The 25,163-nt window shown below is 67.8% G+C and carries 26 protein-coding genes, 1 other RNA gene and 1 pseudogene; 8 read left to right on the forward strand and 20 right to left on the reverse strand.

What is annotated here, in order from left to right:
* Positions 1–4: 4 nt before the first annotated feature.
* The 6 genes from VGN58_RS02595 to thiE form a co-directional block, all read right to left on the reverse strand.
* Positions 5–1,285, reverse strand: coding sequence for a HAMP domain-containing sensor histidine kinase (locus VGN58_RS02595; protein WP_327481331.1), 1,281 nt, complete (start codon positions 1,283–1,285; stop codon positions 5–7).
* A complete protein-coding gene (locus VGN58_RS02600) occupies positions 1,282–1,956 on the reverse strand; it encodes a response regulator transcription factor (RefSeq protein ID WP_327482046.1) in 675 nt (224 codons plus the stop codon). Before VGN58_RS02600 ends, VGN58_RS02595 begins: the two co-directional genes overlap by 4 nt.
* Positions 1,957–1,974: 18 nt before the next feature.
* Complete coding sequence (locus VGN58_RS02605; protein WP_327481333.1) at positions 1,975–3,090, reverse strand: DJ-1/PfpI family protein; 1,116 nt, start codon at positions 3,088–3,090, stop codon at positions 1,975–1,977.
* Positions 3,091–3,159: 69 nt separating this feature from the next.
* Positions 3,160–3,789 (reverse strand): HAD-IA family hydrolase, encoded by a 630-nt coding sequence (locus VGN58_RS02610; RefSeq protein ID WP_327481335.1) that lies wholly within the window; start codon positions 3,787–3,789, stop codon positions 3,160–3,162.
* A complete protein-coding gene (hemL, locus tag VGN58_RS02615) occupies positions 3,786–5,078 on the reverse strand; it encodes a glutamate-1-semialdehyde 2,1-aminomutase (RefSeq protein ID WP_327481337.1) in 1,293 nt (430 codons plus the stop codon). Before hemL ends, VGN58_RS02610 begins: the two co-directional genes overlap by 4 nt.
* A gap of 104 nt (positions 5,079–5,182) precedes the next feature.
* On the reverse strand, positions 5,183–5,821 hold the full coding sequence (gene thiE / locus VGN58_RS02620; protein WP_327481339.1) for a thiamine phosphate synthase: 639 nt from the start codon (positions 5,819–5,821) through the stop codon (positions 5,183–5,185).
* Between the two features lie 35 nt (positions 5,822–5,856).
* Here thiE and VGN58_RS02625 point away from each other — a divergent pair, with 35 nt between their 5' ends.
* The gene (locus VGN58_RS02625) at positions 5,857–6,078 is read left to right on the forward strand and encodes a rubredoxin (protein ID WP_327481341.1); all 222 of its coding nucleotides are present in this window, start codon (positions 5,857–5,859) and stop codon (positions 6,076–6,078) included.
* Positions 6,079–6,271: 193 nt separating this feature from the next.
* On the opposite strand, the gene VGN58_RS02630 is transcribed toward VGN58_RS02625, so the two are convergent.
* The 4 genes and pseudogenes from VGN58_RS02630 to VGN58_RS02645 all read right to left on the reverse strand — a co-directional run bounded on the left by VGN58_RS02630 (position 6,272) and on the right by VGN58_RS02645 (position 12,642).
* On the reverse strand, positions 6,272–7,120 hold the full coding sequence (locus tag VGN58_RS02630; protein ID WP_327481344.1) for a SirB1 family protein: 849 nt from the start codon (positions 7,118–7,120) through the stop codon (positions 6,272–6,274).
* Between the two features lie 38 nt (positions 7,121–7,158).
* Positions 7,159–7,605: a DUF192 domain-containing protein gene (locus tag VGN58_RS02635; protein ID WP_327481346.1), complete on the reverse strand. Its 447-nt coding sequence runs from the start codon at positions 7,603–7,605 to the stop codon at positions 7,159–7,161.
* 2,581 nt (positions 7,606–10,186) lie between these two features.
* Positions 10,187–10,648 (reverse strand): annotated as a pseudogene (locus VGN58_RS18325) (restriction endonuclease subunit R); the annotation flags it as partial.
* Positions 10,645–12,642: a site-specific DNA-methyltransferase gene (locus VGN58_RS02645; RefSeq protein WP_327481350.1), complete on the reverse strand. Its 1,998-nt coding sequence runs from the start codon at positions 12,640–12,642 to the stop codon at positions 10,645–10,647. The pseudogene VGN58_RS18325 and the gene VGN58_RS02645, both read right to left, overlap by 4 nt.
* A 96-nt stretch (positions 12,643–12,738) precedes the next feature.
* Here VGN58_RS02645 and VGN58_RS02650 point away from each other — a divergent pair, with 96 nt between their 5' ends.
* The 3 genes from VGN58_RS02650 (at position 12,739) to VGN58_RS02660 (ending at position 13,792) form a co-directional block, all read left to right on the forward strand.
* A complete protein-coding gene (locus VGN58_RS02650; RefSeq protein WP_327481352.1) occupies positions 12,739–13,137 on the forward strand; it encodes a hypothetical protein in 399 nt (132 codons plus the stop codon).
* 74 nt (positions 13,138–13,211) lie between these two features.
* A complete protein-coding gene (locus VGN58_RS02655) occupies positions 13,212–13,490 on the forward strand; it encodes a YlcI/YnfO family protein (protein WP_327481354.1) in 279 nt (92 codons plus the stop codon).
* On the forward strand, positions 13,487–13,792 hold the full coding sequence (locus VGN58_RS02660) for a type II toxin-antitoxin system RelE/ParE family toxin (protein ID WP_327482047.1): 306 nt from the start codon (positions 13,487–13,489) through the stop codon (positions 13,790–13,792). The genes VGN58_RS02655 and VGN58_RS02660 overlap by 4 nt, the downstream gene beginning before the upstream one ends.
* Positions 13,793–13,832: 40 nt before the next feature.
* Here VGN58_RS02660 and VGN58_RS02665 read toward each other — a convergent pair whose 3' ends face one another.
* Complete coding sequence (locus VGN58_RS02665) at positions 13,833–14,267, reverse strand: hypothetical protein (protein WP_327481356.1); 435 nt, start codon at positions 14,265–14,267, stop codon at positions 13,833–13,835.
* 149 nt (positions 14,268–14,416) lie between these two features.
* Between VGN58_RS02665 and VGN58_RS02670 the strand changes: the two genes are divergently transcribed.
* A complete protein-coding gene (locus VGN58_RS02670) occupies positions 14,417–14,806 on the forward strand; it encodes a hypothetical protein (protein ID WP_327481358.1) in 390 nt (129 codons plus the stop codon).
* 25 nt (positions 14,807–14,831) lie between these two features.
* Here the strand turns inward: VGN58_RS02670 and rpiA are convergent, their stop codons facing one another.
* From rpiA to VGN58_RS02705, 7 genes are all read right to left on the reverse strand, one after another.
* Positions 14,832–15,482 (reverse strand): ribose-5-phosphate isomerase RpiA, encoded by a 651-nt coding sequence (gene rpiA / locus VGN58_RS02675; RefSeq protein WP_327481360.1) that lies wholly within the window; start codon positions 15,480–15,482, stop codon positions 14,832–14,834.
* A gap of 172 nt (positions 15,483–15,654) precedes the next feature.
* A complete protein-coding gene (locus VGN58_RS02680) occupies positions 15,655–16,122 on the reverse strand; it encodes an EVE domain-containing protein (RefSeq protein WP_327481362.1) in 468 nt (155 codons plus the stop codon).
* Complete coding sequence (locus tag VGN58_RS02685; RefSeq protein ID WP_327481364.1) at positions 16,119–16,718, reverse strand: 5-formyltetrahydrofolate cyclo-ligase; 600 nt, start codon at positions 16,716–16,718, stop codon at positions 16,119–16,121. The genes VGN58_RS02680 and VGN58_RS02685 overlap by 4 nt, the downstream gene beginning before the upstream one ends.
* 208 nt (positions 16,719–16,926) lie before the next feature.
* A non-coding RNA gene (gene ssrS, locus VGN58_RS02690) (6S RNA) lies at positions 16,927–17,113 on the reverse strand.
* 84 nt (positions 17,114–17,197) lie between these two features.
* Positions 17,198–17,494, reverse strand: a complete 297-nt coding sequence (locus VGN58_RS02695; RefSeq protein WP_327481366.1) for a cell division protein ZapA — start codon at positions 17,492–17,494, stop codon at positions 17,198–17,200.
* Positions 17,491–17,712 carry a TIGR02449 family protein gene (locus tag VGN58_RS02700; RefSeq protein ID WP_327481368.1) on the reverse strand — a complete coding sequence of 74 codons (222 nt, stop codon included), beginning with the start codon at positions 17,710–17,712 and terminating at the stop codon, positions 17,491–17,493. Before VGN58_RS02700 ends, VGN58_RS02695 begins: the two co-directional genes overlap by 4 nt.
* A gap of 114 nt (positions 17,713–17,826) precedes the next feature.
* On the reverse strand, positions 17,827–20,085 hold the full coding sequence (locus tag VGN58_RS02705) for a putative bifunctional diguanylate cyclase/phosphodiesterase (RefSeq protein ID WP_327481371.1): 2,259 nt from the start codon (positions 20,083–20,085) through the stop codon (positions 17,827–17,829).
* Positions 20,086–20,220: 135 nt separating this feature from the next.
* On the opposite strand from VGN58_RS02705, the gene VGN58_RS02710 reads away from it, so the two are divergent.
* The 3 genes from VGN58_RS02710 to VGN58_RS02720 all read left to right on the forward strand — a co-directional run bounded on the left by VGN58_RS02710 (position 20,221) and on the right by VGN58_RS02720 (position 22,799).
* Positions 20,221–20,763 (forward strand): UPF0149 family protein, encoded by a 543-nt coding sequence (locus tag VGN58_RS02710; protein WP_327481373.1) that lies wholly within the window; start codon positions 20,221–20,223, stop codon positions 20,761–20,763.
* Entirely contained in the window at positions 20,763–22,085 is a 1,323-nt protein-coding gene (locus tag VGN58_RS02715; protein ID WP_327481375.1) for an aminopeptidase P N-terminal domain-containing protein, read from the forward strand. Before VGN58_RS02710 ends, VGN58_RS02715 begins: the two co-directional genes overlap by 1 nt.
* Before the next feature lie 492 nt (positions 22,086–22,577).
* Positions 22,578–22,799, forward strand: a complete 222-nt coding sequence (locus tag VGN58_RS02720) for a DUF4287 domain-containing protein (RefSeq protein WP_327482048.1) — start codon at positions 22,578–22,580, stop codon at positions 22,797–22,799.
* A gap of 87 nt (positions 22,800–22,886) precedes the next feature.
* Here the strand turns inward: VGN58_RS02720 and arsJ are convergent, their stop codons facing one another.
* Together arsJ and VGN58_RS02730 are read right to left on the reverse strand one after the other, a co-directional pair.
* A complete protein-coding gene (gene arsJ, locus VGN58_RS02725) occupies positions 22,887–24,122 on the reverse strand; it encodes an organoarsenical effux MFS transporter ArsJ (RefSeq protein WP_327481377.1) in 1,236 nt (411 codons plus the stop codon).
* A gap of 4 nt (positions 24,123–24,126) precedes the next feature.
* Entirely contained in the window at positions 24,127–25,131 is a 1,005-nt protein-coding gene (locus VGN58_RS02730) for an ArsJ-associated glyceraldehyde-3-phosphate dehydrogenase (protein ID WP_327481379.1), read from the reverse strand.
* Between the last annotated feature and the right edge of the window lie 32 nt (positions 25,132–25,163).

Here is a 25,163-nt window from a genome sequence, read left to right on the forward strand (position 1 = left end):
GTGCTCAGGTCGCCGGCAGGGTAAGCCGCGCGACCGTCTGGCCGGACACCCCATCGATCCGCAGTGCGATGCCGTACCGCTCGCACAGCCGCCGCACGATCGACAGCCCGAGTCCGGCGCCGTGGCTGTCGGCGCCCCTGGCGAAGGGCACGAAGTCCTCCTCGCGCACGCCGTGGCCGGGATTGGCGATGCGCAGCGTGCGGTCTTGCATGTCGATCACGATGCGACCCTCGCGGGTATGCGCGAAGGCGTTGCCGACCAGGTTCGACAGCAGGATGCCGAGCACGGTCGCGGGCAGCACCGCGAAGACATCGCCCGCGACATCGACCTGCACCTCGACCGGCTTGTTCTCCAGCAGCGGCGATTGCTCGACGATGACGCGCTCGAGCAGCGGCAGCAGCGGGACCGACGACGCCGTCTCGGTGGAGGTCTGCTCCCGCGCCAGCGAGAGCAGCAGCACGACGGTCTGCTCCAGCTGGCGCGCCGATTGTGCGATGTGGTCCAGGCTGCGACGCGCGCTGTCGGAAAGATCCGCTTCGGTGGCCAACCGCTCGGTCGCCGTGCGGATCACCGTCAACGGCGTGCGCAGTTCGTGGCTGGCATCGCGGGTGAATTCCCGCTCGCGCTCGACGAAGTCCCGCACGCGCGCGATCAGCTCGTCGAGTCGGCGCGCGACCAGGCCCACTTCATCATCCGGGAAGCCGGCGGCGAAGCCGGGGGGCAGTCGGTCCGGTGCTGCATCGCCCACGGCATCGGCCAGCCGCGACAGCGGTGCGGTGGTGCGGCGCGCCAGCCAGCCGCCCAGCAGCAAAGCGAGCGCCACCATCGCGATCCCGGACCAGGCCAGCAGGTGCAGGATCTGCGCGCGCATCGGCCGGACCACGAGCAGCGCGCTGACTTCGGCGACCAGCCAGGCGGTCGGCTGGTTTCCGGCGGGCGCGCGCAACGGGCGGAGGTGGTAGTGACGGCCGTCGGCGCCGGCGACTTCGCGCCGACGCGGCTCCGCGAGCAGCACCTCGCCGATGCCGTCCGGCAGCGCCGACGTCGTCGCCACCACCGACATGAAGCCGTCGCGCGGCGTGGTCCAGCGGCCGTGCTGCCGATGGTACGCCTGCTGCGCGGCGACCTCGCGGTCCAGTATGGTCTCGAACAGCTGGTCTTCCACCGCGTACACGAACAGCAGCAGATACAGCGCGAACACGGTGGCGACCAGCACGGTGAAGCCGGCGAATGCCAGCATCAGGCGATCGCGCAGGCGACGGCGCGGCAGGCGGGACGTCGTCATGCGTCGGCTTCCAGCCGGAAGCCGACGCCGTGCACGGTCTTCAGCATCGGCGTGGCGAACGGCTTGTCCAGCACCTGCCGCAGCAGATAGAGGTGCGTGCGCAGCGGATCGGACTCCGGCGGCGCGTCGTCCCACAACCGCTGTACCAGGTCGCTGCGCGTCAGCGTGCGCGGCCACGCTTCGGCCAGTGCAAGCAGGATCTGATAGCCGGTGGCATGCAGTTCCAGCGGGCGTCCCTGGCGGCTCGCGTGGCCGTGCCTGCGATCGATCCGCAGCGTGCCGATCTGCAGCACATGCGTCTGGCCGGCCCGGTGCCGTTGCGACAGCGCAGCGCAGCGCGCCAGCAGTTCCGCCCCGGCGAACGGCTTGACCAGGTAGTCGTCGGCACCGGCGCGGAAGCCCTGCAGCTTGTCGTCCAGCGCATCGCGCGCGGTCAGCATCAGCACGGGGATGTGGCGGTCAGCCTCGGCACGCAGGCGTTCGCACAGGCGCAGGCCGTCCAGGCCCGGCAGGCCGAGGTCCAGCACCAGCACGTCCGGCGGTGAGGCCAAGGCCATCTGCAGCCCGCTCAGGCCGTCGCCGGCGAAGTCGGCCTCGATGCCTTCCGCCGACAGCAGTCCGTGCAGCTGGGCGCGCAGCAGCGCGTTGTCCTCGATCACCAGGAGGCGCAGCGGGGAAGGCGTCACGGGTCAGCCATCGATGCGGTGCAGGAGGGCCCTAGCTTCCGCCATGTCGGGCGTGGCAGCCAGCACCTGCTGGACCAGGGCCCTGGCCCGATCACGCTCGCCAAGGCGGAGGTGTGCTTCGGCCGCGCCGAGTTTCAGCTCCGGCTGCGCCATGTACGGCATCGCCAGCTGCATCAGCTGCAGCGCATGCCGCACCTCATCGTCGCCGGTCGCGGCCTGCGCCTGGTAGTAGCCGAGCAGACCGAGCAGGTCGACGTGGTAGCGCGTCGTGTCCTTGGCCAAGGCGTCGGCAACGTCCTGCGCACGACCCTCGCGGGCCTGCGCGGCAAGCGCCATCGTCAGTTCGTCGCGCCAGGGCTTGCGTGCCACGGGCGTGCGTCCGGTCGCGCCCACGATGGCCTCGGCGACGCCCGGGGTGGAATAGGGGTTCTGGCCGGTGACCAGGCGACCGTCGACGACCACCTTCGGCATCATCAACGGCGCTTCCTGCCAGCGTGCGCCGCGCTCGCGCAGCCTGTCTTCCAGCAGCCACGGGAATTCCTTCGTCCAGCGCTTGCCGAACAGGGCTTCCTCTTCGTTGCTGAAGCCGGTCAACGTCCTGCCCTGCACCAGCGGCGTGCCGTCGCGCAGCCGCACGTCGGCCAACGCGGCCGGTCCATGGCAGACCGCACCGATCACCGCGCCGTGCCCGTACGCGTCGGCGAGCAGCGTCCGCAGCGCCGGGTCGCGTGGCAGGTCGAACATCGCGCCCTTGCCGCCGACCACGTAGATGGCGGCGTAGTCCGTCGCCTTCACGTCCGCTGTCCTGCGGGTATCGGCCAGCACGCGCATGGCGTCGGCGTCGGCGAGCAGGGCGGCATTGAAGGGTTCCTGCGGGTTGTACGTGTCGGCTTCGACCGCCCCGCCCTGCGGGCTGGCGATGTCGATGGCGAAGCCGTTCGCCTTGAAGATCAGCCAGGCCTGCGAGAGTTCGTCGAACTCGTAGCCGGGCCGGGTCTTGCCCTGGTCGCGGCCTTCGCCGCTGACGACGATCAGGATGCGCCCGGGCGCGGTGGCGTGAAGCGGTGCGATGGCGGCGAGCAGCAGGCCGGCCAGCAGGACGCGTGCGAGCAGGAACATGAGGGAGGTCTCCGGTGAGTGACCGGCAGTGTCCCGTCCCCGCATCAATCAAGGATCAAACGGCGCGGCTCACCAGCCGGTCTGCGGACCGAAGACGTACCGCTTCAGCGCCTTGCCCAGGCTGCGCCCGTCGGTCACGGTCTCCGCATGCAGGCCGGCCTCGCGCGCGCCCTGCACGTTGGTGAACAGATCGTCCACGAACAGCGTACTCGACGCATCCCAGCCGAGCAGGTCGAGCGCATGCGTGAATGTCGTCGGCGCCGGCTTGCGCCGTTGCAGGCCGCCGCTGGTGAGCACGCGGCCCTCGATCCGAGGTGCCAGCGGCGCGACGATGCGCGGGATGGCCTGCGTCATCATCGCGCCGTTGTTGGTCAGCACGCCCATCGCCACCTCCGCATGCACGGCGGCGAGCCTGGTCAGCACCTCGTCGATGGTGGTGCTGCCCGCCATCCGCGCGGCGATCCAGGCGTCTTCGTCGATCGTCGCACCCAGGCCCTCGCCGAGTCGGCGCAGGTACGTGGCGGTGTCGAGGGTGCCACTGTCGTACTCGAGCTCGAGTCCGGAGACGAAGAGCACATCGCGTACCCGCTCGTGTTCGCAGCCGGCATGCGCTGCCAGGTGCGCGATGCGCACCGGGTGCCGGTAGTGCGCCAGGACGCCGTCGAAATCGAGCAGCACCTGGTGGATGCGGGGCTTCATCCCGCGGCGACGACCTGGAAGGCCTCGCGTGCGGCGGCGATGGTCGCGTCGATGACGTCCGGCGTATGCGCGCTGGACATGAAGCCGGCCTCGAACGCCGACGGCGCCAGGTACACGCCGCGCTCGAGCATGGCATGGAAGAAGCGGTTGAACGCGGCGGTGTCGCAGGCCACGGCCTGCGCGTAGGTATCGACCTGCTGGTCGGTGAAGAACAGGCCGAACATCGCGCCCACGCGTGTCGTGGTCAGCGGCACGCCGGCATCGCGCGCCGCGGCTTCCATGCCTTCGCACAACGTTGCCGTCGCGGCGGCGAGACGGTCATGGAAGCCCGGCGCCTGGATCAGCTCCAGCATCGCCAGGCCCGCGGCCATCGCCACCGGATTGCCGCTCAGCGTGCCGGCCTGGTAGATGGGGCCGGCCGGTGCGATCTGCTGCATCAGGTCGCGGCGTCCACCGTACGCGCCCACCGGCATGCCGCCGCCGATGATCTTGCCGAAGGTGGTGAGGTCGGGCGTGATGCCGTAGTGCGCCTGCGCGCCGCCGAGGGCGACGCGGAAACCGGTCATCACTTCGTCGAAGATCAGCAGCGCGCCGTGCTGCGTGCACAGCGCACGCAGGTGCTCCAGATAGCCTTCGCGCGGCGGCAGGCAGTTGGCATTGCCGACCACGGGTTCGATGATGAGGCAGGCGATCTCGCTGCCGTACTGTTCGAACAGCGCGGTGGCGCCGTCGACATCGTTGTAGCTGAGCGTCAGCGTCAGTTCGCTCAGGCCCGCCGGCACGCCGGGCGAGGTCGGCACGCCCAGCGTCAGCATGCCGCTGCCGGCCTTGACCAGGAACGAATCGCCATGGCCGTGGTAGCAGCCCTCGAACTTGACGATGCGGCTGCGCCCGGTCGCGCCGCGCGCCAGCCGGATCGCCGACAGCGTGGCTTCGGTCCCCGAGTTGACCATGCGCACCATCTCGCACGACGGTACCAGCCGCGTGATGGTCTCGGCCATCGTCACTTCGGCGGGGCAGGGCGCACCGTACGACAGGCCGTTCTGGATCGCCGCCTGCACCGCCTCGCGCACGGCCGGATGGTTGTGGCCGACGATCATCGGGCCCCACGAACCCACGTAGTCGATGTAGCGGTTGCCATCCACGTCATGCAGGTACGCACCGTCAGCGCGCTGCACGAAGAACGGTTCGCCGCCCACCGACTTGAACGCGCGCACCGGCGAATTGACGCCGCCGGGCAGCAGCTGCTGCGCGCGGGCGAAGAGGGCGTGGGACTGGTCGTGGTTCATGGGGATTCCGGGAAGTAGGGGGTCGTCCTGTGGGAGCGACGTAAGTCGCGATGAACCACCATCGGCCCATCATCGCGACTTACGTCGCTCCCACACCAGGGTGGTCAGCGGTTTCCGAAGCGCTGCCGGTAGGCGATCGCCGCAGCCACCGGGTCAGGCGCCTCGAACACCCCGCCGATCACGGCGACCAGGTCGGCACCGGCGGCCACCAGCGGGCCGGTATTGTCCGGCGTTATGCCGCCTATCGCCACCCGCGGGACACCCAGCGCGGCAGCGGCGGTCAGCAGGGCGGGCGTGGCGCGCCGCGTGGTGACCTTGCTGGCGGTGGGGAAAAAGGCACCGAAGGCCACGTAGCTGGCGCCTGCCGCCACCGCGCGTTCGGCCAGCGCGACGTCGTCGTAGCAGGACGCGCCGACGATGGCCTGCGGGCCCAGCAGGGCACGCGCGGCGGCGATATCGCCGTCGTCTTCGCCCAGGTGGACCCCCGCCGCCCCCACGTCGGCGGCGAGCGCGACATCGTCGTTGACGATCAGCGGCACGCCGGCCTGCATGCACAGCGCCTGCAGCGCCCCGGCCTGCGCGAGACGGAGGCCGGCATCGGCGTTCTTCTGCCGGTACTGCAGCCAGGTCGCATATGGCAGAACGGCCGCCACGCGGTCCAGCAGGCGCGCGGTGTCCGGTTCCTCCGGCGTGATCAGGTACAGGCCGCGGGCAGGGCGGACGGACGGCGGCAGCGAGGTCATCGGCGAACTTCCGGTGCGCGGGCGGCGATGGGACAATGGCCGCTCCTTCCAGCCGGCATTATCCGATGACCGACGCCACCACCACCATCTTCCGCACCTGGATGTGCGTGGTCTGCGGTTTCATCTACGACGAAGCCCAGGGCCTGCCGGAAGAGGGCATCGCCCCCGGCACGCGCTGGGCGGACATCCCGGACGACTGGACCTGCCCCGACTGCGGCGTGGGCAAGGACGATTTCGAGATGGTGGAGCTGGAGTAGGCGGCTTCCTGCATTCCCTGTAGGAGCGACGTGAGTCGCGACCGCATGAGTCGACGATCGTTGTAGCCACATAGGGCGTGGTCTGTCTACGCCATGTCTCTTCGTCGAAACGCGCGCGAACGCGGGTCGCTGGTGATCAAGTCATACGGTCGCGACTGACGTCGCTCCTACAAGATGCTTGCCAGCCGCCGCCTCAATGCATCCGCGATGCGCGGTTCGCGCTGAGCTCCACCAGTTGCTCCCGCATCGCGGCCGCGTCGTTCGCTTCCGGCACCAGCTGCAGGTATCGGGCCAGGTCGCGCAGCGCGCCGGCCTTGTAGTCCATCTTCAGGTAAGCCAGGCCGCGGTCGCGCAGTGCGTCGGGCTGGTCGGGGGTCAGCTTCAGTACGCGGTCGGCACTGCGCGCGGCGCGGTCCCACTCGTCGCGCTCGGCGTAGACGCCGTGCAGGTTGCGCAGCGTGCGCACCAGGATGGCGCGCGGCGAGGCGGGATTGAGGATGTGCAGCAACGCCGCATCGTCCGGCATGTCGCCGCCAAGATGGGGCTTGGCGCGTTCGCGCAGTTCGTCCACGCCCAGCGGACGGCCGCCGTTGAAGGGATCCATGACCAGCAGGCCGTCATCGACCGGAAGGCGGACCAGGAAATGACCGGGGAAGGACACCCCATCCAGCGGCACGCCGAGCCGGCGCGCGACCTCGATCTGCACCATCGCCAGCGACACCGGATTGCCCAGCCGGCGCTCGAACACCTGGTTGAGGTAGCTGTTGCGGGGGTCGTAGTACTCGTCGTGGTTGCCGGTGTAGCCCAGCTCGTCGAACAGGTGCCGGTTGATCGCCGCCATCTTCAGCGGCCACGGCTCGATGCTGTCGATCTCGTGGCGCAGGTGCTCGGCGTGGCTCTGCACCAGCGTGTCGTACAGGTCGGCGTCCAGGTCGGGATATTCGTCGCGCGCGATCAGCAGCGCGGTTTCCAGCAGCGGCACGGTCTCATCCGCCAGGCTGGCCAACGCATTCCATTCCGGCAATGTCAGTCGATCCCCCATGGCCGAAGACTGCGGCCAATCGCCGCCACAATCAAGCCTCAGCGGACGGGCGGAATACCCTTGCCGAATCCCATTTCCGCGCCGTCCTGCAACTTCAGCCGCTCGGCTTCGCCGGCATTCAGTTCCAGCACGTAGCGGGCGGGCTTGTCGCTCGGGTAGGACGGGCAACGGTCGCCGCCGGAGCAGGGCGGCACGTTGCGCTGCTGGGTCACCAGCCTGCGGGCATTGTCGAAATACAGGATGTCCAGCGGGATACGCGTGTTCTTCATCCAGTAAGCCTGCGGTTCCTCCGCCTCGTGGATGAAGAGCATGCCGGTGCCGTCCGCCAGTTCGTCGCGGAACATCAGCCCGCGCGCGCGTTCGGCATCGTCGTCGGCGATCTCCACGCTGAACCGCTCGCCGCCCACTTCGACCCAGGGGCCGCCGTTGGCGCAGCCGCTGAGGAGGAGGGTGGCGATTGCGGCGACAGTCTGCAGAGGACGCATGGGGCGTTTCCGGAAGAGGGCTGCCGCCGAGTCTACCCGCAGGCCGCGTCGCCGGCAGCCCTCGGGACGGTCACAGCGACAGCGTGCCCTGCGCTGCGGCTGCATTCACTGCCCTGATGCGGCAGAAATCCAGAAGCTCGCCCATCCGTGCGTGCTTGCCACGCCAGTCATCGAACAGGCTCTCGCCCACCAGCGCGTAGTGCCATTCCCGGCCGCCCCGGTCGTACGGCGGCAGGTCGTTGATGCGGGCGCACCAGGTCGCGGCGGCTTTGCGCTTGCGTTGCACATTGGGGTGGCGGGTCTGCTGCTGGGCTTTGGTCTCCACCATATAGACCGCGTTACCGGTGCGCACCATGAAATCGGGGAAGTAGAACGCCGGCAGCCCGTCGTCGCGGACATAACGCAGGCGCGCGAAATCGTGGCGGTTCTCGCTGAGCTTGCAGAACGCCTCCACGCCGCTGTCCGCCTGGCACCATTCGATGAACGCGCGCTCCAGGCCGCCGTTGCGCGACGGCCAGCCCTGTCGCGGATAGATGCACTTGGTCACCTCCATCGAGGTGCTTTCGCGCATCGTCAGCCGGTCCACCTCGGACAGCCTCCGGTGGCGCACGTCCGCCGGGCCACCGGTCTGCCGCTCCTCCGCTTTCACCAGGGCCAGGCCGAAGACCTTGACGACGTGGTCGATCACGGGTTGCAGCAGCAACAGGCGCCAGTTCTCGTCTTCGAACGGCTCGAAGGGCTCCTGGAACAGGCGGTCGCGGATGTAGTCGTCCAGCGCCTGCGCCAGCACGCGGCTGTCGACCTGCATGTAGGGCGTCGCCAGGTGCTCGGCCACGCGATTGCCGCGGGGAAGCGGGCTGCTCAGTGCCTGGCCGATCCGCCGCGTGAGCCGCGAGAGGTACTCGTTGTAGCCGCTGACGTTCATCACGCTGCCTTCGACGCGGTAATCGCCGAACAGCGTGCTGCTCTGCAGGTCCTGCGACACGAAGGTGTCGCCCTTGCCGAGCAGGCCGGCCAGCGCGGTACGGGGCATCTGGGCGAAGGGGGACAAGGCATCGATGTCGATAGGCAGGTGTTCGACGGTTTCGTCCTCTTCCCGCAAGATGAACGGGATGGCGAAGTCGTAGCGTTCCCAGCCATCGCGGAGGGGTACGGTGACCAGGTCGCCGATCGTGGATCCGCCTTCGTCGTCGTCCCCCGTCGTGCCGACCAGCCCATCCCGCATCAGCTCGTCGTAGAAGGTCTCGAAGCGCGGGTGCTCTACGATGGAAAGGATGTCGATCAGGCTGCCCGGCTCCTCGCCGCGGTTGATGCGCTCGCGGTTCTCCCGCTTGATGTCGTCGAACTCGGCCTCCCGCCACATCAGGCGCAGGCCGCGCCCGATCGTCTGTTCGAGCAGGATCTGCGCACCACTCGCGCGGAGCGGAACGATCACGCAGATGTTGTTGACGTCGAAGCCCTCGCGCAGCATCAACACGCTGACGATCACCCGCGGCTGCGCATGGTGGTCCACGTCGAACAGGCGCTGGCGCAGCGGCGCCCAGTCCTTCTCGCCCAACTCCGCCTTCTTGCCGGAATCGACGGTCAGCACGTCGTCTTCATGCAGCCCTTCGCCGTGCAGGAACTGCGCGACGAGCGGGCTCACGGCGGTGTCCTCGCAGACCACCAGCATCTTCGGCTTGCGCGACGGGTCGATGGTGGCGAAATCCTGCTCCAGCCGTTTCAGCTTCTGCAGGCCTGCACGCAGCATGACCCGCTGCCCTTCGGACAGCCGCAGGGTACCGTCGTCTTCACGCTCGGCCTTGAAGTCCAGTGCTTCCAGCGGCATCGCCCCGATCTCGCGACGCTTGTCCAGCACCAGCGACTTGACCAGACCGGAGCCCATCGCCTGCCTGAGATCGAAGTCCACCACGATGTGCGGGAACCAGACCTTGGTACTGGCCGCATTGCGCCCGCGACCGGCACGCTCGTTGTAAGGCGTGGCCGAGAAGTCGATCTGCACGAAGCGCCGTCCCTTGCCTTCGGCGATGCGACTGAGGCTCTTCTGCCATTCCACTTCGTCGGCCTCGCCGTCGCGGCGCAGCTCATGAATATGGTGGGCCTCGTCGTTGAATACGACCAGATCGGGCAGCGCCTGCAGGAACGCGATCACCCGGCCGCGCGCCCAGCGGGTGTCCAACACGTCCAGGCTGTTGCCGGTCGCCCGGCCGGGCACGACCGGCAGCACATGCCGGACCACGTCGTGCGCCTCGGGCAGGATACCGGCGGCCTCCAGTTGCGCCTCATCGGCTTCGGCATCGGCCAGCTCGTCGCCAGTCTCCTGCAGCAGGTGCCAGTTGGTCACGGCCACCATGCCATTGCCGGTCGCTTTCAGGCCGATGTCCTGCTTGGCGCAGACATTGCCCTGCACGAACTGGCGCACACGCTCGCGATACGCAGGCGGCACGAACAGGTCGGCATAGCGTTCGGTGTCGGAGGTGGCGAAGTCGCGTCCGCCGCCCCCTTCCCGTTCCTTGCCGATGAAGGCGTCCAGCAGCCGTTCGTAGACGATCAGGCCCGGCGCCACGATCAGGAAGCGGCGGCTGAAGCGCGGATCGTCGATGCCTTCGTCCAGCGCCGCGGTCTTGTTGAGCATCTGCCAGACCATCAGGGCCTGCAGCACCCAGGTCTTGCCGGTGCCGGTGGCCATCTTCAGGGCGTACTTCGGATGCGCGTGTTTCGGCTGCGAGACCTCGGCCAGACGGGCGCCTCTCAGCAGCGCTTCTCCACAGACCTGTTCGTAGAGGTGTTTCAGGTCATGACTGACCAGCACCTCGTGCGCCACGATCGTGTTGAGGATGGCATGGCTCTGGCCGGGGTGGAAATTGAACCGACGGGTCTGGCGCGCCTCACGTCCGAACCACCAGCGCAGGAGTTCGGCAGTGGTCGGCGTGACCAGGTCGTAAAGGTCGGCGGTGCCGTCGTCCAGGCGGGCGCTGAGTTGTTCGGTGCGCCGGGTCAGCGACTTGGCGAGGATCAGCGGGTCGTCCGGATTCACGCTCATGGCGATGGCTCCGGCACCACCTGCACGGTTTCGGCCTCGAAGCCGAACACATCGACCACGCGCACGCAGATGCGTCGCTCGCCCGCTTTGCGCGGAACGGTGAAGCGGGCGCGGTCGACGACCCGCAGGGCATCGCCATCGTTGGCGGTGTTGCCGCGGTAGTCCTGCCAGACCGAACGGAATACCTCGCCGTCGAAGTCGGGATCCACCGCCCAGTATTCGATCAGCGCCAAGGGTTCGGCATTCATGACCTTGAGCAGCTTCCTGCGGTTGTCTTCGTCGAGGTTGATGGCCTCGGGCGACAGCAGGACGTAGTTGTCCAGCTGCACATCGACGCGCTCGTCGCCGTCGGCTGCGACCTGGCGTGCGGCCGATTTGAGTGTCACGTACTGCAGGCTGGCGAAACGAACCTGGCCACTCAGCTTCTCCACGCCGCCTTTCTTGCGCAGGCGGTCGAGAAGATCGGGCGGAATGACCAGGACCTCCAGCCTGTCGTCGTTGAGCGCCGAAATGCTCTCGCCGATGGAAGGTTCGAAGTTCCACCCCAACACCACGACGCGGTCCCAGCCGCCGAGCAGGTTGTCGCGCTGCGCGATCGCCTTGCGCAAGGTGGCATCGCCGGTGAGCTTGCTGGGCGCGTCCACCAGCACCAGGGTCTTCCTGCCGGCGAAGATCACACTGCCGAGGTTGCGTAACGGATTGTCCTCCGGCTGGAGGGGCAGCGCGCCGTACAACGACAGCACGATGGCCGACAGGTCGCCGACGCGGTAGTTGCGCCCGAAATGCGTCTTGGCCGTTTCGACGTGGTAGTCGCCGATGGCCTGGTACAGGAACGGTTTGGCGCCCTGGTCGATCAGGCGTTTGCGCATGATCATGCAGGCGGGCTTGCCGATGTCGCTGGTGATCCAGCGGCGCCCCAGTTTCTCGGCGACGGCCGCGGTGGTGCCCGAGCCGCCGTTGAAGTCGGCGACGGTGCCATGAGGCGGGCAGGAGTGCTCGATGATGCGTTCGAGGAGGCGGCCGGGTTTTTGGGTGTCGTACCCGGTGATCTCCGAGTGATGGGCCTGGTCGGACTTGTAGGCCCGCGGATCGGCGTAGATCTGCTTGATGTCGGTCCAGACCGTCGATGCGGGAACGCCTTTGCTCTCGTCCAGGTACTGCCGTTCCCAGACCGCCTTGCCGTCGGCGTCGCGCCCCCGTTGACGCCGCTGGTACACGCGGCCGTCCTCGTCGGTGTACTTGAACCAGTCGCTGATGTACTTGTCGTCGTAGGGCAGATACACCTTCTGGGTGTACCTGGTGTCGTACGACTTCGCGTAGTGAGCGATGTACTCGTGGATCTTCACCATCTTGGGCCCCGCGGCACGGCCGCCCGACGGGGATCCGTAGGCCCAGATCACTTCCTGGATGAAGTTGTCCTTGCCGAAGATGTCGTCCATGACGATCTTGACGTAGTGGCTGACCTGGATCCCGAGGTGTACGTGGATCGAGCCGCTGGGGGCGAGCAACTCGCGCATCAGCACCAGGCGGGGAACCAGCATCCGCAGGTACGACGCCGTGCCCTCCGACCAGGTATCCGAATACGCGAACTGCTCGATCACGGTCGGGCGCTGCTCGATCTCCGCGCCCGGCAACTGTACCCGCGTCCGGTAGTCGGCCCTCGAATCGAACGGCGGGTCGATGTAGATCAGGTCCACCGCACCGCGCAGGCTGGCAGCGCCGTCGTCGCCGGCCAGCAGTGCGGCCATCGCATGCAGGTTGTCGCCGTAGATCAAACGGTTGTGCCAGTCCCCTTCGCCTGCGTCACCCATGCGCGACGCGCGCTCCGCCTGCGCGATCCAGTCGACGGCGGCCACGTCCTTCGAGGGCAGTACCCACTCCCGTGTCTGCAACCGCACCCGATGGCGGCCTTCGAGACTCTCGAGGATCCGCTCGGCTTGCTGCCGGCCTTCCCGGACGATGACGGGCAGTTCTTCCAGCAGCGACTTGGCCATTGCAGTGCCGATTCCGTTGGCAATTGAATCGCCAATTCAATCCCAGATTGAATAAAACTTCAACACGAAACGGAAGCGCCGCTTCACCGTGGCCGCATGGATGAGAAGCAGCTGTTCTCCGCGAGGCTGAAAGCCGCTCTGGCAGCGGCCGGTGTGTCCGAACGGCCCGGCGATCTGGAGAAGCTGTTCAACCTGAGGTACGCCGGCAAGCCGGTCACGTTCCAGGCGGTCCGCTACTGGCTGACGGGCAAGACGGTTCCCACCCAGGACAAGATCGAAGTCCTGGCCGACCTGCTCGGCGTCGACCCCTACGAACTCCGGTTCGGTCGCAAGGGCGGCCGCCACCTTGGCGAGCCCAAGCTGGCCTGGTCGACGGAACGGGCGGATGTCCGCGACCGGATCGCCATGGAGCAGTATCACAGGCTCTCCGACCCGCACCGCAAGGCGGTCCGCGACCTGATCCAGGCACTCGCCAAGGACTCCGACCAGAAGTAACGAGTGCGGGATGGCTTGCCCGGTCGATCCGGGAGGCGCATCATGCGTCGCAATTGCAACGCATGCGACCGATCATGAAAACCTCCACCTTCCCCTCGCTCCGTGTCGATCCTGCCTTGCGCAAGGCGGCGGAGGATGTTCTGCGCGACGGTGAATCGCTGTCCGGTTTCGTCGAGCAGTCCATCCGCGCGCAGATAGCGCTCCGACAGCAGCAGGAAGCGTTCATCACGCGCGGCCTCGCCTCACGTGAGGGTGCCCGGCGCTCGGGCGTGTATCACGATGCCATCGACGTGGTGGATGAATTGCGGGCTGCGTTGCGACAGGCCAAGGCAGGCACCACGGGACGGCGCTGATGTTCCGCGTTCGCTTCACGGAAGAAGCGCGAGCCGACCTGGTGCGGCTGTACACGTTCGCGCTGCAACAAGGCGAGGGAGGCATCGAGGCCGCCGAGGCTTCCCTGCGCGCCATCGAGAATGCACTGACGCTGCTGGAAACCTCTCCGTTCGCGTGCCGGCCGGTGACGGGCCGTCCCTTCCTGCGGGAGCTGGTGATCGGTTTTGGCGCCACCGGCTACGTCGCCCTGTTCGAAGTGGAGGATGCAGCCACGGTGACCGTGCTGGCGCTGCGGCACCAGCGCGAGCAGGACTACCAGTGAGCGCCGCCGCGTCCCGGCGTGGCGCGCCGATCCCGTCGGCTCAGCCCAACGGCAACCGCGCCGCCACGCGCTCGGCCACCTGCCGGTTGTCGCGGTAGTACGCCGCGTTGTCGGCCAGCGCCTGCCAGCGCTGCTGGTCCTCCACGTGGTGCCGCAGCTGGCGGACGACCCCCGTCAGCAAGCGGCGATGGCCGGCGTCTTCCGCGCGCTGCGCGAGGTGCAGCAGGTCGAGCAGCAGCAGGATGCCGTCGTAGTTGCGTTCGGCCTGGCGTCGGGCGGCCAGGAACAGGCGGTCGAGACCGGCGGGCGCCAGGCGCGCGAGGCCGGGATCGGCCAGGCTGTGGCCGGGATCGGCCTGCAGCAGGTGGAGGGCATCGTCGAGCGGTGGCGGGGACGCCTCGCGCGGCAGCGGCGGCAGGCCATCCGCGTCGGCGGGCGCATGCGTGTCATGGGTGTCACGATCCTTCGATGTCATCGGCGTCTTCCTGTGTCCCGTGGGTGGCGCCACGTCTGGCGACTCTCCGCCTGCTGTGTGGCGCGCGGCCACTCTATGAACTCGAAAAGTGCGCGTCAATTAACTTAGATAGTGAATAAGTGTGATATCGCGCCGCTAACGTGTCCGGCATGGGAAACGAGCGCGAAAAATTCTCGCAACGGCTGGCGAATGCCATGCAGCAGGCGGGATATGAGGCGCGCCCCAAAGTGCTGTTCCATCTGTTCAACACCCGCTATCGCGGTCGCTCGGTCACCTTCCAGACGACATCGCGCTGGCTGGCCGGCGGCGCCATCCCGGCGCAGGACAAGCTGCAGGTGATCGCCGATGTGCTGGGCGTGGAACCGCATGCCCTGCGTTTCGGCGCACCCGCACGGTCGCGCGTGGCGGAAACGCGCGCAACCTGGCCTGCCGGCGTCGGCAGCCGCGAACGCCAGGTCGTCGACGCCTACCTGAAGCTGCCGCCGAAGAAGCGCGAGGTGGTCGGCGAGCTGGTGAAGATGCTCGCGGAAGACGTGTAGGCGCGGGCCTGCGCCTACGCCAGGATCAGCGCAGCACCACCGGCGGCTCGCCGCCCACGATCACGATATCGGCGGGACGCCGGGCGAACAGGCCCACGCTGACCACGCCGGGGATCTGGTTGAGTTCGCGCTCCATCGCCACCGGGTCGGTGATCGACAGGTGGTGGATGTCCAGCACCACGTTGCCGTTGTCGGTGGTCACGCCATCGCGCCAGACCGGTTGGCCGCCGGTCATCGCCAGGATCTCGCGCGCCACCAGGCTGCGCGCCATCGGGATCACTTCGACCGGCAGCGGGAACTTGCCGAGCACCGGCACCTGCTTGCTCGGGTCGATGATGCAGACGAACTGCCTGCTGGCTTCGGCGATGATCTTCTCGCGCGTCAGCGCCGCGCCACCGCCCTTGATCAGGCGCTTGTGCGGGTCGCACTCGTCGGCGCCGTCCACGTACAGCGACAGCGTGCCGGTGTGGTTGAGGTCGAGCACCTCGATCCCGTGCTGCTTCAGTCGCGCGGTGCTCTGTTCCGAACTGGACACGGCACCCTTGATGCGGTCCTTGATGCCGGCCAGCGCGTCGATGAAATAGGCCACGGTGGAGCCGGTGCCGACGCCGACGATCATGCCGTCCTCGACGAACTCGATGGCCTTTTCGCCGGCCAGGCGCTTTGCTTCGCTCATGGGTTGAACACTCGTGTAGAGGAGGGGCGTTGTAGGAGCGACGTCAGTCGCGACCGGGAGCAAGTGACATCGGGGAAACCCGGGGCGCCAGGAAAGAAGAACTCACCAAGCTGCTGCTCCGGTTGCTCAAGGCGCACGGTCGCGACTGACGTCGCTCCTGCAGGAAGGGCGGCTATTCCAGTGCCAGCAGGAACTTCCATTGCGCGGCGGTCACCGGCAGCACGGACAGGCGGTTGCCGCGCTGGATCAGCGCGAAGCCTTCGCCCAGTTCGTCCGCGTGCTGCTTGATCTCGTCCAGCGTGATGGTGCGCGTGAGCTTGCGTTCGAACGTCACGTCCACCAGCGACCAGCGCGGCTCCTCGCGCGTGCTCTTGGGATCGTAGTAGTCCGATTTGGGGTTGAACTGGGTCTCGTCCGGGTAGGCCGTGGCCGCGACGGTGGCGGTGCCGACGATGCCCGGTTCCTTGCAGTTGGAGTGGTAGAACAGCACGCCATCGCCCACCTGCATGGCGCGCATGAAGTTGCGCGCCTGGTAGTTGCGCACGCCGTTCCACGGCTCGGTACCGACCTTCTTCAGGTCGTCGATCGAGAACGTATCGGGCTCCGACTTCATGAGCCAGTAGTGTTTGCGGGAGGTCATGGCGTGGCGTCCGGCAGGGAAGAGGAAAGCAGGGTGTCGCGCTCGGTGCAGACCGCATCCAGCGGCACGTCCCAGGCCTGCGCGTCCAGCGCGTCGACACGCTGCACCTCGAAGCCCACCCCCACCAGCCACGGCGGCGCGGGACGCTGCAGGCGCGGCGCCAGCGTCCGGTCGTACCAGCCGCCGCCCATGCCGAGACGGTGCCCGGCCGCATCGAAGCCCACCAGCGGCACCACGATCATGGCCATGTCGGTGGCGGCAAGGCCCGAGCGCGGATCCACGTCGGGCTCCGGGATGCCGTAGCGATTGGTGACCAGCGCATCACCCGGTCGCCACGGCGCGAAGCGCAGCGTCTCGTCGTCCGACAGCACCGGCAGGCAATAGACCAGACCTGGCGGCAGGCGCAGCTGCCAGCTGTGCAGGCCGATCTCGCCGTCCATCGCCCAGTAGCCGGCGACGTAGCCGGAGGCGGGGAAGAAGGGCAGTGCCAGCAGGCGAGCGGCCAGTGCATCGGCGCCGGCGATGCGGTCGGCGGCAGGCAGCGCACGACGACGTGCACGCAGTTCGCGCCGCAGCGCATCGCGCTCGACGGTCATGGCGAGGAAAGGGAAGGGACAGGCATGCGCGAATTTTACGGCATGCGCACCGGGCTTGCCGGTGGAGGGACCGCGGGAGCGGCGTCAGTCACGGCCCTGTGCGTCGGGTCCCTGGTGCAATCGGCTTCGTTTCGAAGTCATCCCGCTCATGGGCGGGTGCAACTGGACCGGCCGGGTCGCGGCTGATGCCGCTGCCGCGGGAAAAAATACGTCCTCCGCCATGCACGATGTTCGCGAAACGACCTTGAACCCGGGGTTCAAGTGGGAAGGTTGGGCAACCATCGGGCTTTCCGCTGCGAGGCAGACCTGCACTCCCGGTAACCGTCACCCTCCCGTGGTCGCAATTAAGGGACAAGGCGAATGTTTGCGCTCACTGTCGAGTACAGCAGAGGACGCAGGCGCAGTATAGCGAGTGGGGATTTTTTGCCTAGCCCGTTCGTCGGCGGATTCAGTGCGCAGTCGGCGACGTGCGCGCGGCGTCACGGTGCGCCGAGCACGCCATCCAGCGTGCGATGCAGATCCTGCAGCGTCCGTTCGACATCGCGATTGCGCGCGTGCTGTTCGTCGCGCAGCTGCTGCAATTCGTGTGCCAGATTGAGCGCCGCCAGCACGGCGATGCGGTCCACCGCCGCCATGCGGTTGCTGCCGCGCACTTCACGCATGCGGCTGTCCAGCAACTTGGCGGCCGCCATCAGGCTGGAGCGCTCCTCGGGCGCGACGCCGACGGTGTATTCGCGGTCCAGCAGATGGACGCTGACCGGCTCGTTGGCGCTCACGTGTGCTGCTCCAGGGATTTCAGGCGGCTGATCATCGCTTCCACGCGCGAACGCGCCTGCTCGTTCTTGGCCAGCAGCTGCGAACGTTCTCCGACCAGCTGTTCCTGCTGGTGGCGCAGGCTGCGGTTCTCGTCGGCGAGCCGCTGGCAGCGGTCCGCCAGCTCTTGGATGCGCGTGCTGAGCGCGCGGAGCTGATCGAGGAGGTCGGCGGTGTCCATGGCGGCCACGATAGGCATGCGGTCGGTGGCCGGTCAAGCGGCCGGGGCGGTGGGAGCGACGTCAGTCGCCATACCGGACCCGCGATCACGACTGACGTCGCTCCCACAAGGCGGTCACGAAGCGACGCGGATGCCCGAGCCGGGGTAGTAGTCGCGGATGAACCGCAGGCACTGGTCGGCGCCGAGCGCCTGCGAGACCCAGTGGCCCTGCACCTCGTCGCAGCCGTGGTTGCGCAGGAACTCGTATTGGTCCCACGTTTCCACGCCTTCGGCCACCACCTTCAGCGCCAGCGACTGGCCCATGGTGATGATGGTGCTGGTGATCGCCTCGTCGTCGGTGTCGTGGGTCAGGTCGCTGATGAACTCGCGGTCGATCTTCAGCGTGGTCAGCGGCAGGCGCTTGAGGTACGCCAGCGACGAATAGCCGGTGCCGAAGTCGTCGATCGCCAGCGAGATGCCCAGGCGGCGGCAGGCGCGCAGGGTGTCGGCGTTCTGCTCGGGGCTGGCCATCACCACGCTTTCGGTCAGTTCCAGCTCCAGCCGGTTGGCCGGCACGCCGGTTTCCTCCAGCGCGCGCGCCACCACCGTCGGCAGGTCGCCGCGCTGCAGCTGGGTGGCCGAGACGTTCACCGCCACGCTGAGCTCTTCCAGGCCGGCGTCGTGCCATTCGCGCAGGGTCATGCAGGCGTTGCGCAGGGCCCAGGCGCCGAGCTCAAGGATCATGCCCGACTCTTCGGCCAACGGGATGAACTGCGCCGGCGACACCATGCCGAATTCCTTGCTATCCCAGCGTAGCAGCGCCTCCACGCCGGTGATCCGCTGGCGCGAGATCGACAGGCGCGGCTGGAACACCAGCGACAGCTCGTTGCGGTCGATCGCGCGGCGCAGCGCGCTGGCGAGGATGGCGCGATGGCGGTTCTTCTCGTCCATCGACTCCGAATACACCTCGTAGGTGTGCCGGCCCATGGCCTTGGCCTGGTACATGGCGGTGTCGGCGTGCTTCAGCAGCTCGGTCGGCACCTGCGCATGCTCGGGGTACAGGCTGATGCCGATCGACGGCGACACCGCCAGCTCCAGCCGCTCGCCGAAGTTGAGCGGCACGCGGAACGCATCGATGATGCGCTGGGCTACGTGTTCGGCATCGGGCATGCCGTTGATGTCCTCCAGCACCACGGTGAACTCGTCGCCGCTCAGGCGCGCCACGGTGTGCTGCGTGCCCACGGTCTGCTGCACGCGCGCGGCGGCCGAGCGCAGGATGCGGTCGCCGGTGGCGTGGCCGAGCGAATCGTTGATGTCCTTGAACCGGTCCAGGTCGATGAACAGCACCGCGACATGCCCGTGCTCGCGACGCGCCCGCACGATGGCGCGGGACAGGCGCTCGGACAGCAGCGAGCGGTTGGGCAGGCTGGTCAGGGTGTCGTAGTTGGCCAGGTAGCGCAGTTCCTGTTCGGCGCGCTTCTGCTCGGTGATGTCGGTGAGCACCTGCACGTACAGCGGACGCTCGCCGCTGGCGTCGGGCACCACGTTGGTCTCGATGCGGCAGAGGATCTCCTCGCCGTCCTTGCGTACCTTCCAGATCTCGCCCGACCAGCGCCCGGTGAGGCGCAGCTCGCGGTTCATGCGCTCGAAGAAGGCGTCCTCGTGCTGGTCGCTGTCCAGCATCGTCATCGGCTGGCCGATGATCTCCTCTTCGGCATAGCCGGTGATGCGGGTGAAGGCCGGATTGATGGTGATGAACTGGTGCGCCCAGTCCAGCACCGCCACCGCCTCGTTCATGCTGCGCATTACCTCGCCGGCGATGCGGTGCTCGTACTCGGCGTTGCGGCTGGCGGTGATGTCGCGGGCGGTGCCGGCGATACGGATCGGCTGGCCGTCGGCATCGCGCTCGACCACCCGGCCGCGCGCGCGCACCCAGACCCACGTGCCGTTGTTCTGCATGTCCATGCGGTGTTCGGACATGAAGAGCGGGGTCTTGCCCTGCAGGTGCTGGCGCAGGCGTTCCTGCACCAGCGGCAGGTCTTCGTCGTGGATGGTGGGCACTTCGCCCTGGCGCGTCAGTACGGTGATGTCGGCGGCCTGCGCCGCGGTTTCGTCCGCGCGCATGCGGTAGAGCCGGCGCTGCACCAGGTCGTAGTCCCAGAACTGCTCGCCCGAGGCCCACAACGCCAGTTTCAGGCGCTCGTCGCGGTTGCGCAGGGATTCGCTGCGCAGCGGCTCCTGCGGTGCGTGCCGGCTCTCCAGCCAGGCCTGCCACCAGCGGCGCGTGCCGATCACGATCACGCCCACCAGCACCACGCCCGCCAGCGCCATGGCCAGCCGGGACGACAGCGGCGACGCCGTTGCCAGGATTGCAGCGACAGAAGGGACGTGCATGGAGGAGGACGATCGTCCGGGGGTAGGCAGTACGCGAGTTTAGGCATGCGTCCACACGCACAACAAGGAGGATGGCGGCTTTTCATTGCTACACTTGCGGGGTTGTCCGAAACCCCCGGCGGATTGCGTTCTCTTATGCCCGACCTTCCCGAAATCGCCGACGTCGCGGCCGCGTCCCGCCAGCTTGGCCTGGCCATGGACGCGTCGGAACTGCATGGCGCGCTGTGCGGCTGGCTGGCCGGCGGCGGCATCGCCGACGATACGTGGCTGGCCCGTGCGCTGCCCGATGACCAGCTGCCCGCTGCCGCGGCCGGCAGCGCGCTGGACCAGTTGCGCCAGTGCGCCGTGGCCCAGCTGGAAGACCGCAGCTTCGCCTTCGATCTGTTGCTGCCCACTGCGGACCGCCCGTTGGACGAGCGCGCCGAAGCGCTGTTCTCCTGGTGCCAGGGCTTCCTGGGTGCGTTCGGACTGGCCGCGGGCGCATCGCCGCCGCTGTCCGAGGAGGGGCAGGAGGCCTTGCAGGACCTGGCGCGCCTAGCCCAGGCCTCGCCCGAAAGCAGTGACGACGAAGAAGACGAGGACGCACTGGCCGAACTGGAAGAGTTCGTCCGCGTCGCCGTCCTGCTGCTGCACGGCGACTGCGTGCTCGGGCCCCGGCATCGCCGGAGCCTGAACTGATGAAGGCCGTCGCCGGCATCGGCGCGGCGGAGTTCGCCCGTCGCCGCAAGCAGCTGATGCGGCTGGCCGGCAACGACGCGATCCTGGTGCTGCCTGCCGCCGCCGAGCGCGTGCGCAGCCACGACACGCATTACCCGTACCGGCAGGATTCGGACTTCTGGTACCTCAGCGGGTTTCCCGAGCCGGAGGCCGTGCTGGTGCTGGTGCCGGGCCGCAAGCACGGCGAGACCATCCTGTTCTGCCGCGAGCGCGACCCCGAACGGGAAGGCTGGGACGGTCCGCGCGCCGGGCAGGATGGCGCGGTCAACGACTACGGCATGGACGATGCCTACCCGATCGACGACCTAGACGAAATCCTGCCCGGCCTGCTGGAAGGCCGCTCGCGCGTCTACTACCACTTCGGCCGCGATGCCGACTTCGACCTCAAGCTGATCGGCTGGGTGCGCCACGTGCGTGCGCACGTGAAGCAGGGCGCGCAGCCGCCGCACGAGTTCCTCGAACTCGGCCACCTGCTGCACGACCTGCGGCTGTTCAAGTCGAAGGACGAGATCAAGCTGATGCAGCGCGCCGCCGACATCAGCGTCGAGGCGCACCGTGCGGCGATGTGCGTGGCACGCCCCGGCATCCGCGAGTACGAACTGCAGGCCGACCTGGAGCGTGTGTTCCGTGCCCACGATGCGTGGCCGGCCTACAACAGCATCGTCGGCGCCGGCCGCAACGCCTGCGTGCTGCACTACCGCGCCAACACCGCGCAGGCGCGCGACGGCGACCTGGTGCTGATCGACGCCGGCGCCGAATACCGCAGCTATGCCGCCGACATCACCCGCACGTTCCCGGTCAACGGCCGCTTCACCCCGGCGCAGCGCGCGCTGCACGATCTGGTCGGCGAGGCACAGAAGGCGGCGCTGGCCTGCGCCCGCGTCGGCGTGCCGTACGAAGCCGGCCACGTGGCCGCGGTCGAGACGCTGACCGAGGGCCTGCTCAGGCTCGGCCTGCTGAAGGGCAGGCTGGAAAAGAACCTCGCCGAAGGCAGCTACCGCCGCTTCTACCGCCACAAGACCGGCCACTGGCTGGGCCTGGACGTGCACGACGTGGGGGACTACCGCATCGAGGGCGAGTCCCGCCTGCTGGAAGCCGGCATGGTGTTCACCATCGAGCCGGGTCTGTACGTCAACCACGACGACGAGACCGTCGACGCGAAGTGGCGCGGCATCGGCATCCGCACCGAGGACGATGTGCTGGTCACGGCCGACGGCCCGGTGGTGCTGACCGACGCGCTGGCGCGCAGCGCCGACGAGATCGAAGCGGCGATGGCGGGGTGAGGCGCGTGTGTCGGGCAAGGAAAATCTCCTCGCCTTCAAGCCTCTGAGGCTCGACGCCGCACCGGACGGGTTCGACGCCCAAGCCAAAAGCCTTGCGCCCGGAGCGGAACGGGTCGACCGCAACGCAAAACGCCTCGCCATCCCATGCGAATCATCGCCATGTCGAAGTCTTTTGCCTTGGCGTCTCACCCTTGAGCTTCGCGGCCGGGGCTCAAAGCCTTGGCGATGAAGCAGACGGCCTTGCGGTCGAGGAAAAAAGCCTCGTCATCGCACCTCAATGCCTTGAACCCGCCCCATCGTGGGGCGGCTTCTCACAGTAGTGTCGAGCGGGGCAGGCCCGGCGATCCGACCCCGGCATCCTCGCGCCGCTGGACGTGGCGCCTGGTGCCGGTCATGTCGATCCGGGGCGGGTCTGTTCGTCGAACAGGCAAGACAGACCAGGCGAGCCGGCGTAACGATGCGGCTGCCGCATTCCACCGCGAGGAACACTGCATGACGACGAACGCAAACACGAAAGGCCCGGCCTCCTACTTCCCTTCCATAGAGAAGCAATACGGCAAACCCATCGAGCACTGGTTCAAACTACTGGACACCGTCAGCGACCGCAGGCACATGGAGCAGGTGGCATTTCTGAAGACGCAGCACAAGATGGGCCACGGACATGCGAATGCGTTGGTGGCGTATCACCGTGCTGAAGCGCCGCCGGCTTCGTAGACACATGGAAGCCTGAAAGGGCTCGGTTTCTCCCACAAGAAGCCTGAAATGCCCTGCGCACGCTGAAGCCGACGCGGTCTGTGCGAGCTATGTCGCCCCATCGGGCTGGCCCGGCGTGCGCGAGGCCCTGGGCAGCGCGAGGGACACGACCGCCGCCAGCAGGATCAGCACCGCAGAGATCGCCAGGCATGCCGTCAGGCCCCAGGTCTGGAAGACCCAGCCCGACAGCACAGTACCCAGCAGGCGGCCCATCGCGTTGGCCATGTAATAGAACCCGACATCGAGCGACACGCCGTCCTCGTTGGCGTAGCTGACGATCAGATAGCTGTGCAGGGCGGAGTTGAGTGCGAACAGCACGCCGAACACCGTCAGCCCGACCACCAGCACCCCGGTGGGCGAGGTGCCGTAGGCAAGCAGCGCCGCCATCACGGCCGGGACGGTGGCCAGGACGAACGCCCAGCCGGTCGCCGCACGTCCGTCGGGCACGTTGCCGGCCTTCCGGCCGGTCAGGTAGGGCGCGACCGACTGCACGATGCCGTAGCCGATGATCCACGCGGCGAGGAAGCCGCCGACCTGCCAGAAATCCCATCCGAGCGTGGCGGCCAGGAACACCGGCAGCGCGACCACGAACCAGACATCGCGCGCACCGAACAGGCACATGCGCGCCGCCGACAGCAGGTTGATGGCGCGGCTCTTGGAAAAGATGTCGCGGAACTTCGGCTTGGCTTTCGCCTTGCCCAAGTCGCGCTTCAGCAGCACCAGGCTGAGTATCCACACCAGCAGCAGCGCGCCGGCCATCACGGCCACCGCGGCCGCAAATCCGAGCGTGGTCAACAGGGCGCCGCCAAGGAAGAAGCCGATGCCCTTCAGCGCGTTCTTCGATCCCGTCAGCGCCGCCACCCACCGGTACAGCGTGCCCTGTTGCTCGCCCGGCACCAGCAGCTTGATGCTGCTCTTGGCGCTCATCTTGTTGAGGTCCTTGGCCACGCCGGACAACGCCTGCGCCGCCATCACCCAGGGCACCGTCAGCCACACCGCCGGCACCAGCAGCATGGACAGCGCGATGACCTGCATGGCCAGCCCGATGTTCATGGTGCGGTTGAGCCCGATCCGGGCGCCCAGCCAGCCACCGACCAGGTTGGTGATGACGCCGAAGACTTCGTAGAACAGGAACAGCATCGCGATCTGCAGCGGGCTGTAGCCCAGCTGGTGGAAGTGCAGCACCACCAGCATGCGCAGCGCGCCATCGGTCAGGGTGAAGGCCCAGTAGTTGCCGGTGATCAGCAGGTACTGGCGTACGTCGGCCGACAGGCGCGCGAGCATCGTGTCAGCCCGCCTTGCCGACCAGCTGCACGAGTTCGGCGGTACGGTTCACGTAGCCCCACTCGTTGTCGTACCAGGCGTACAGCTTCACCTGCGTGCCGTTGATCACCATGGTGGACAGCGCATCGACGATGCTGGAGCGCGGATCGGTGCGGTAGTCGATCGACACCAGCGGACGTGTCTCGTAGCCGAGGATGCCGGCCAGTTCGCCCTCGGCCGCGCGCTGCAGCAGCGCGTTCACTTCCTCCACCGTGGTCGCACGTTCCACTTCGAACACGCAGTCGGTCAGCGAGGCATTGGTCAGCGGCACGCGCACGGCATGCCCGTTCAAGCGGCCTTTCAGCTCGGGGAAGATTTCGGCAATGGCCGTGGCCGAGCCGGTCGAGGTCGGGATCAGGCTGCTGCCGCACGCGCGCGCCCGGCGCAGGTCCTTGTGCGGCGCGTCCACGATCACCTGCGTATTGGTCAGGCTGTGGATGGTAGTGAGGCTGCCGTGGCGGATGCCGATGCCTTCGTGGATCACCTTGACCACCGGTGCGAAGCAGTTGGTCGTGCAGGAGGCGGCGGACACGATGCGATGCTGCGCCGGGTCGAAGCGGTGATGGTTCACGCCGACCACCACGTCCAGCACGCCGGGCGACTTGACCGGCGCCGTCACCACGACGCGCTCCACGCCCTGGTCCAGGTAGGGCTGCAGCACGTCCGGCTTGCGGAACTTGCCGGAGGACTCGATGACCACGTCGCAGCCGGACCAGTCGGTGGCCGCGATGGCCTGGTTGCGCGTCACCGGGATGCGCTGGCCCTCGATGACCAGTGCGTCGCCGTCCGCGTGGATCTCGCGGTTCCAGCGGCCGTGGATCGAATCGAACGCCAGCAGATGCACCAGCGTGGCGGCGTCGCCCGCGGGGTCGTTGATCTGGACGAACTGGAGGTCGGGATTTTCCCAGGCCGCACGCAGGGTGAGGCGGCCCATGCGGCCGAAGCCGTTGATGCCAACGCGAATGCTCATGGAAGGTTGCTTGGTTCGGAGAAGGGATGAAA

The organism is Pseudoxanthomonas sp., assembly GCF_035999195.1.
Taxonomy (GTDB): Bacteria; Pseudomonadota; Gammaproteobacteria; order Xanthomonadales; family Xanthomonadaceae; genus Pseudoxanthomonas_A.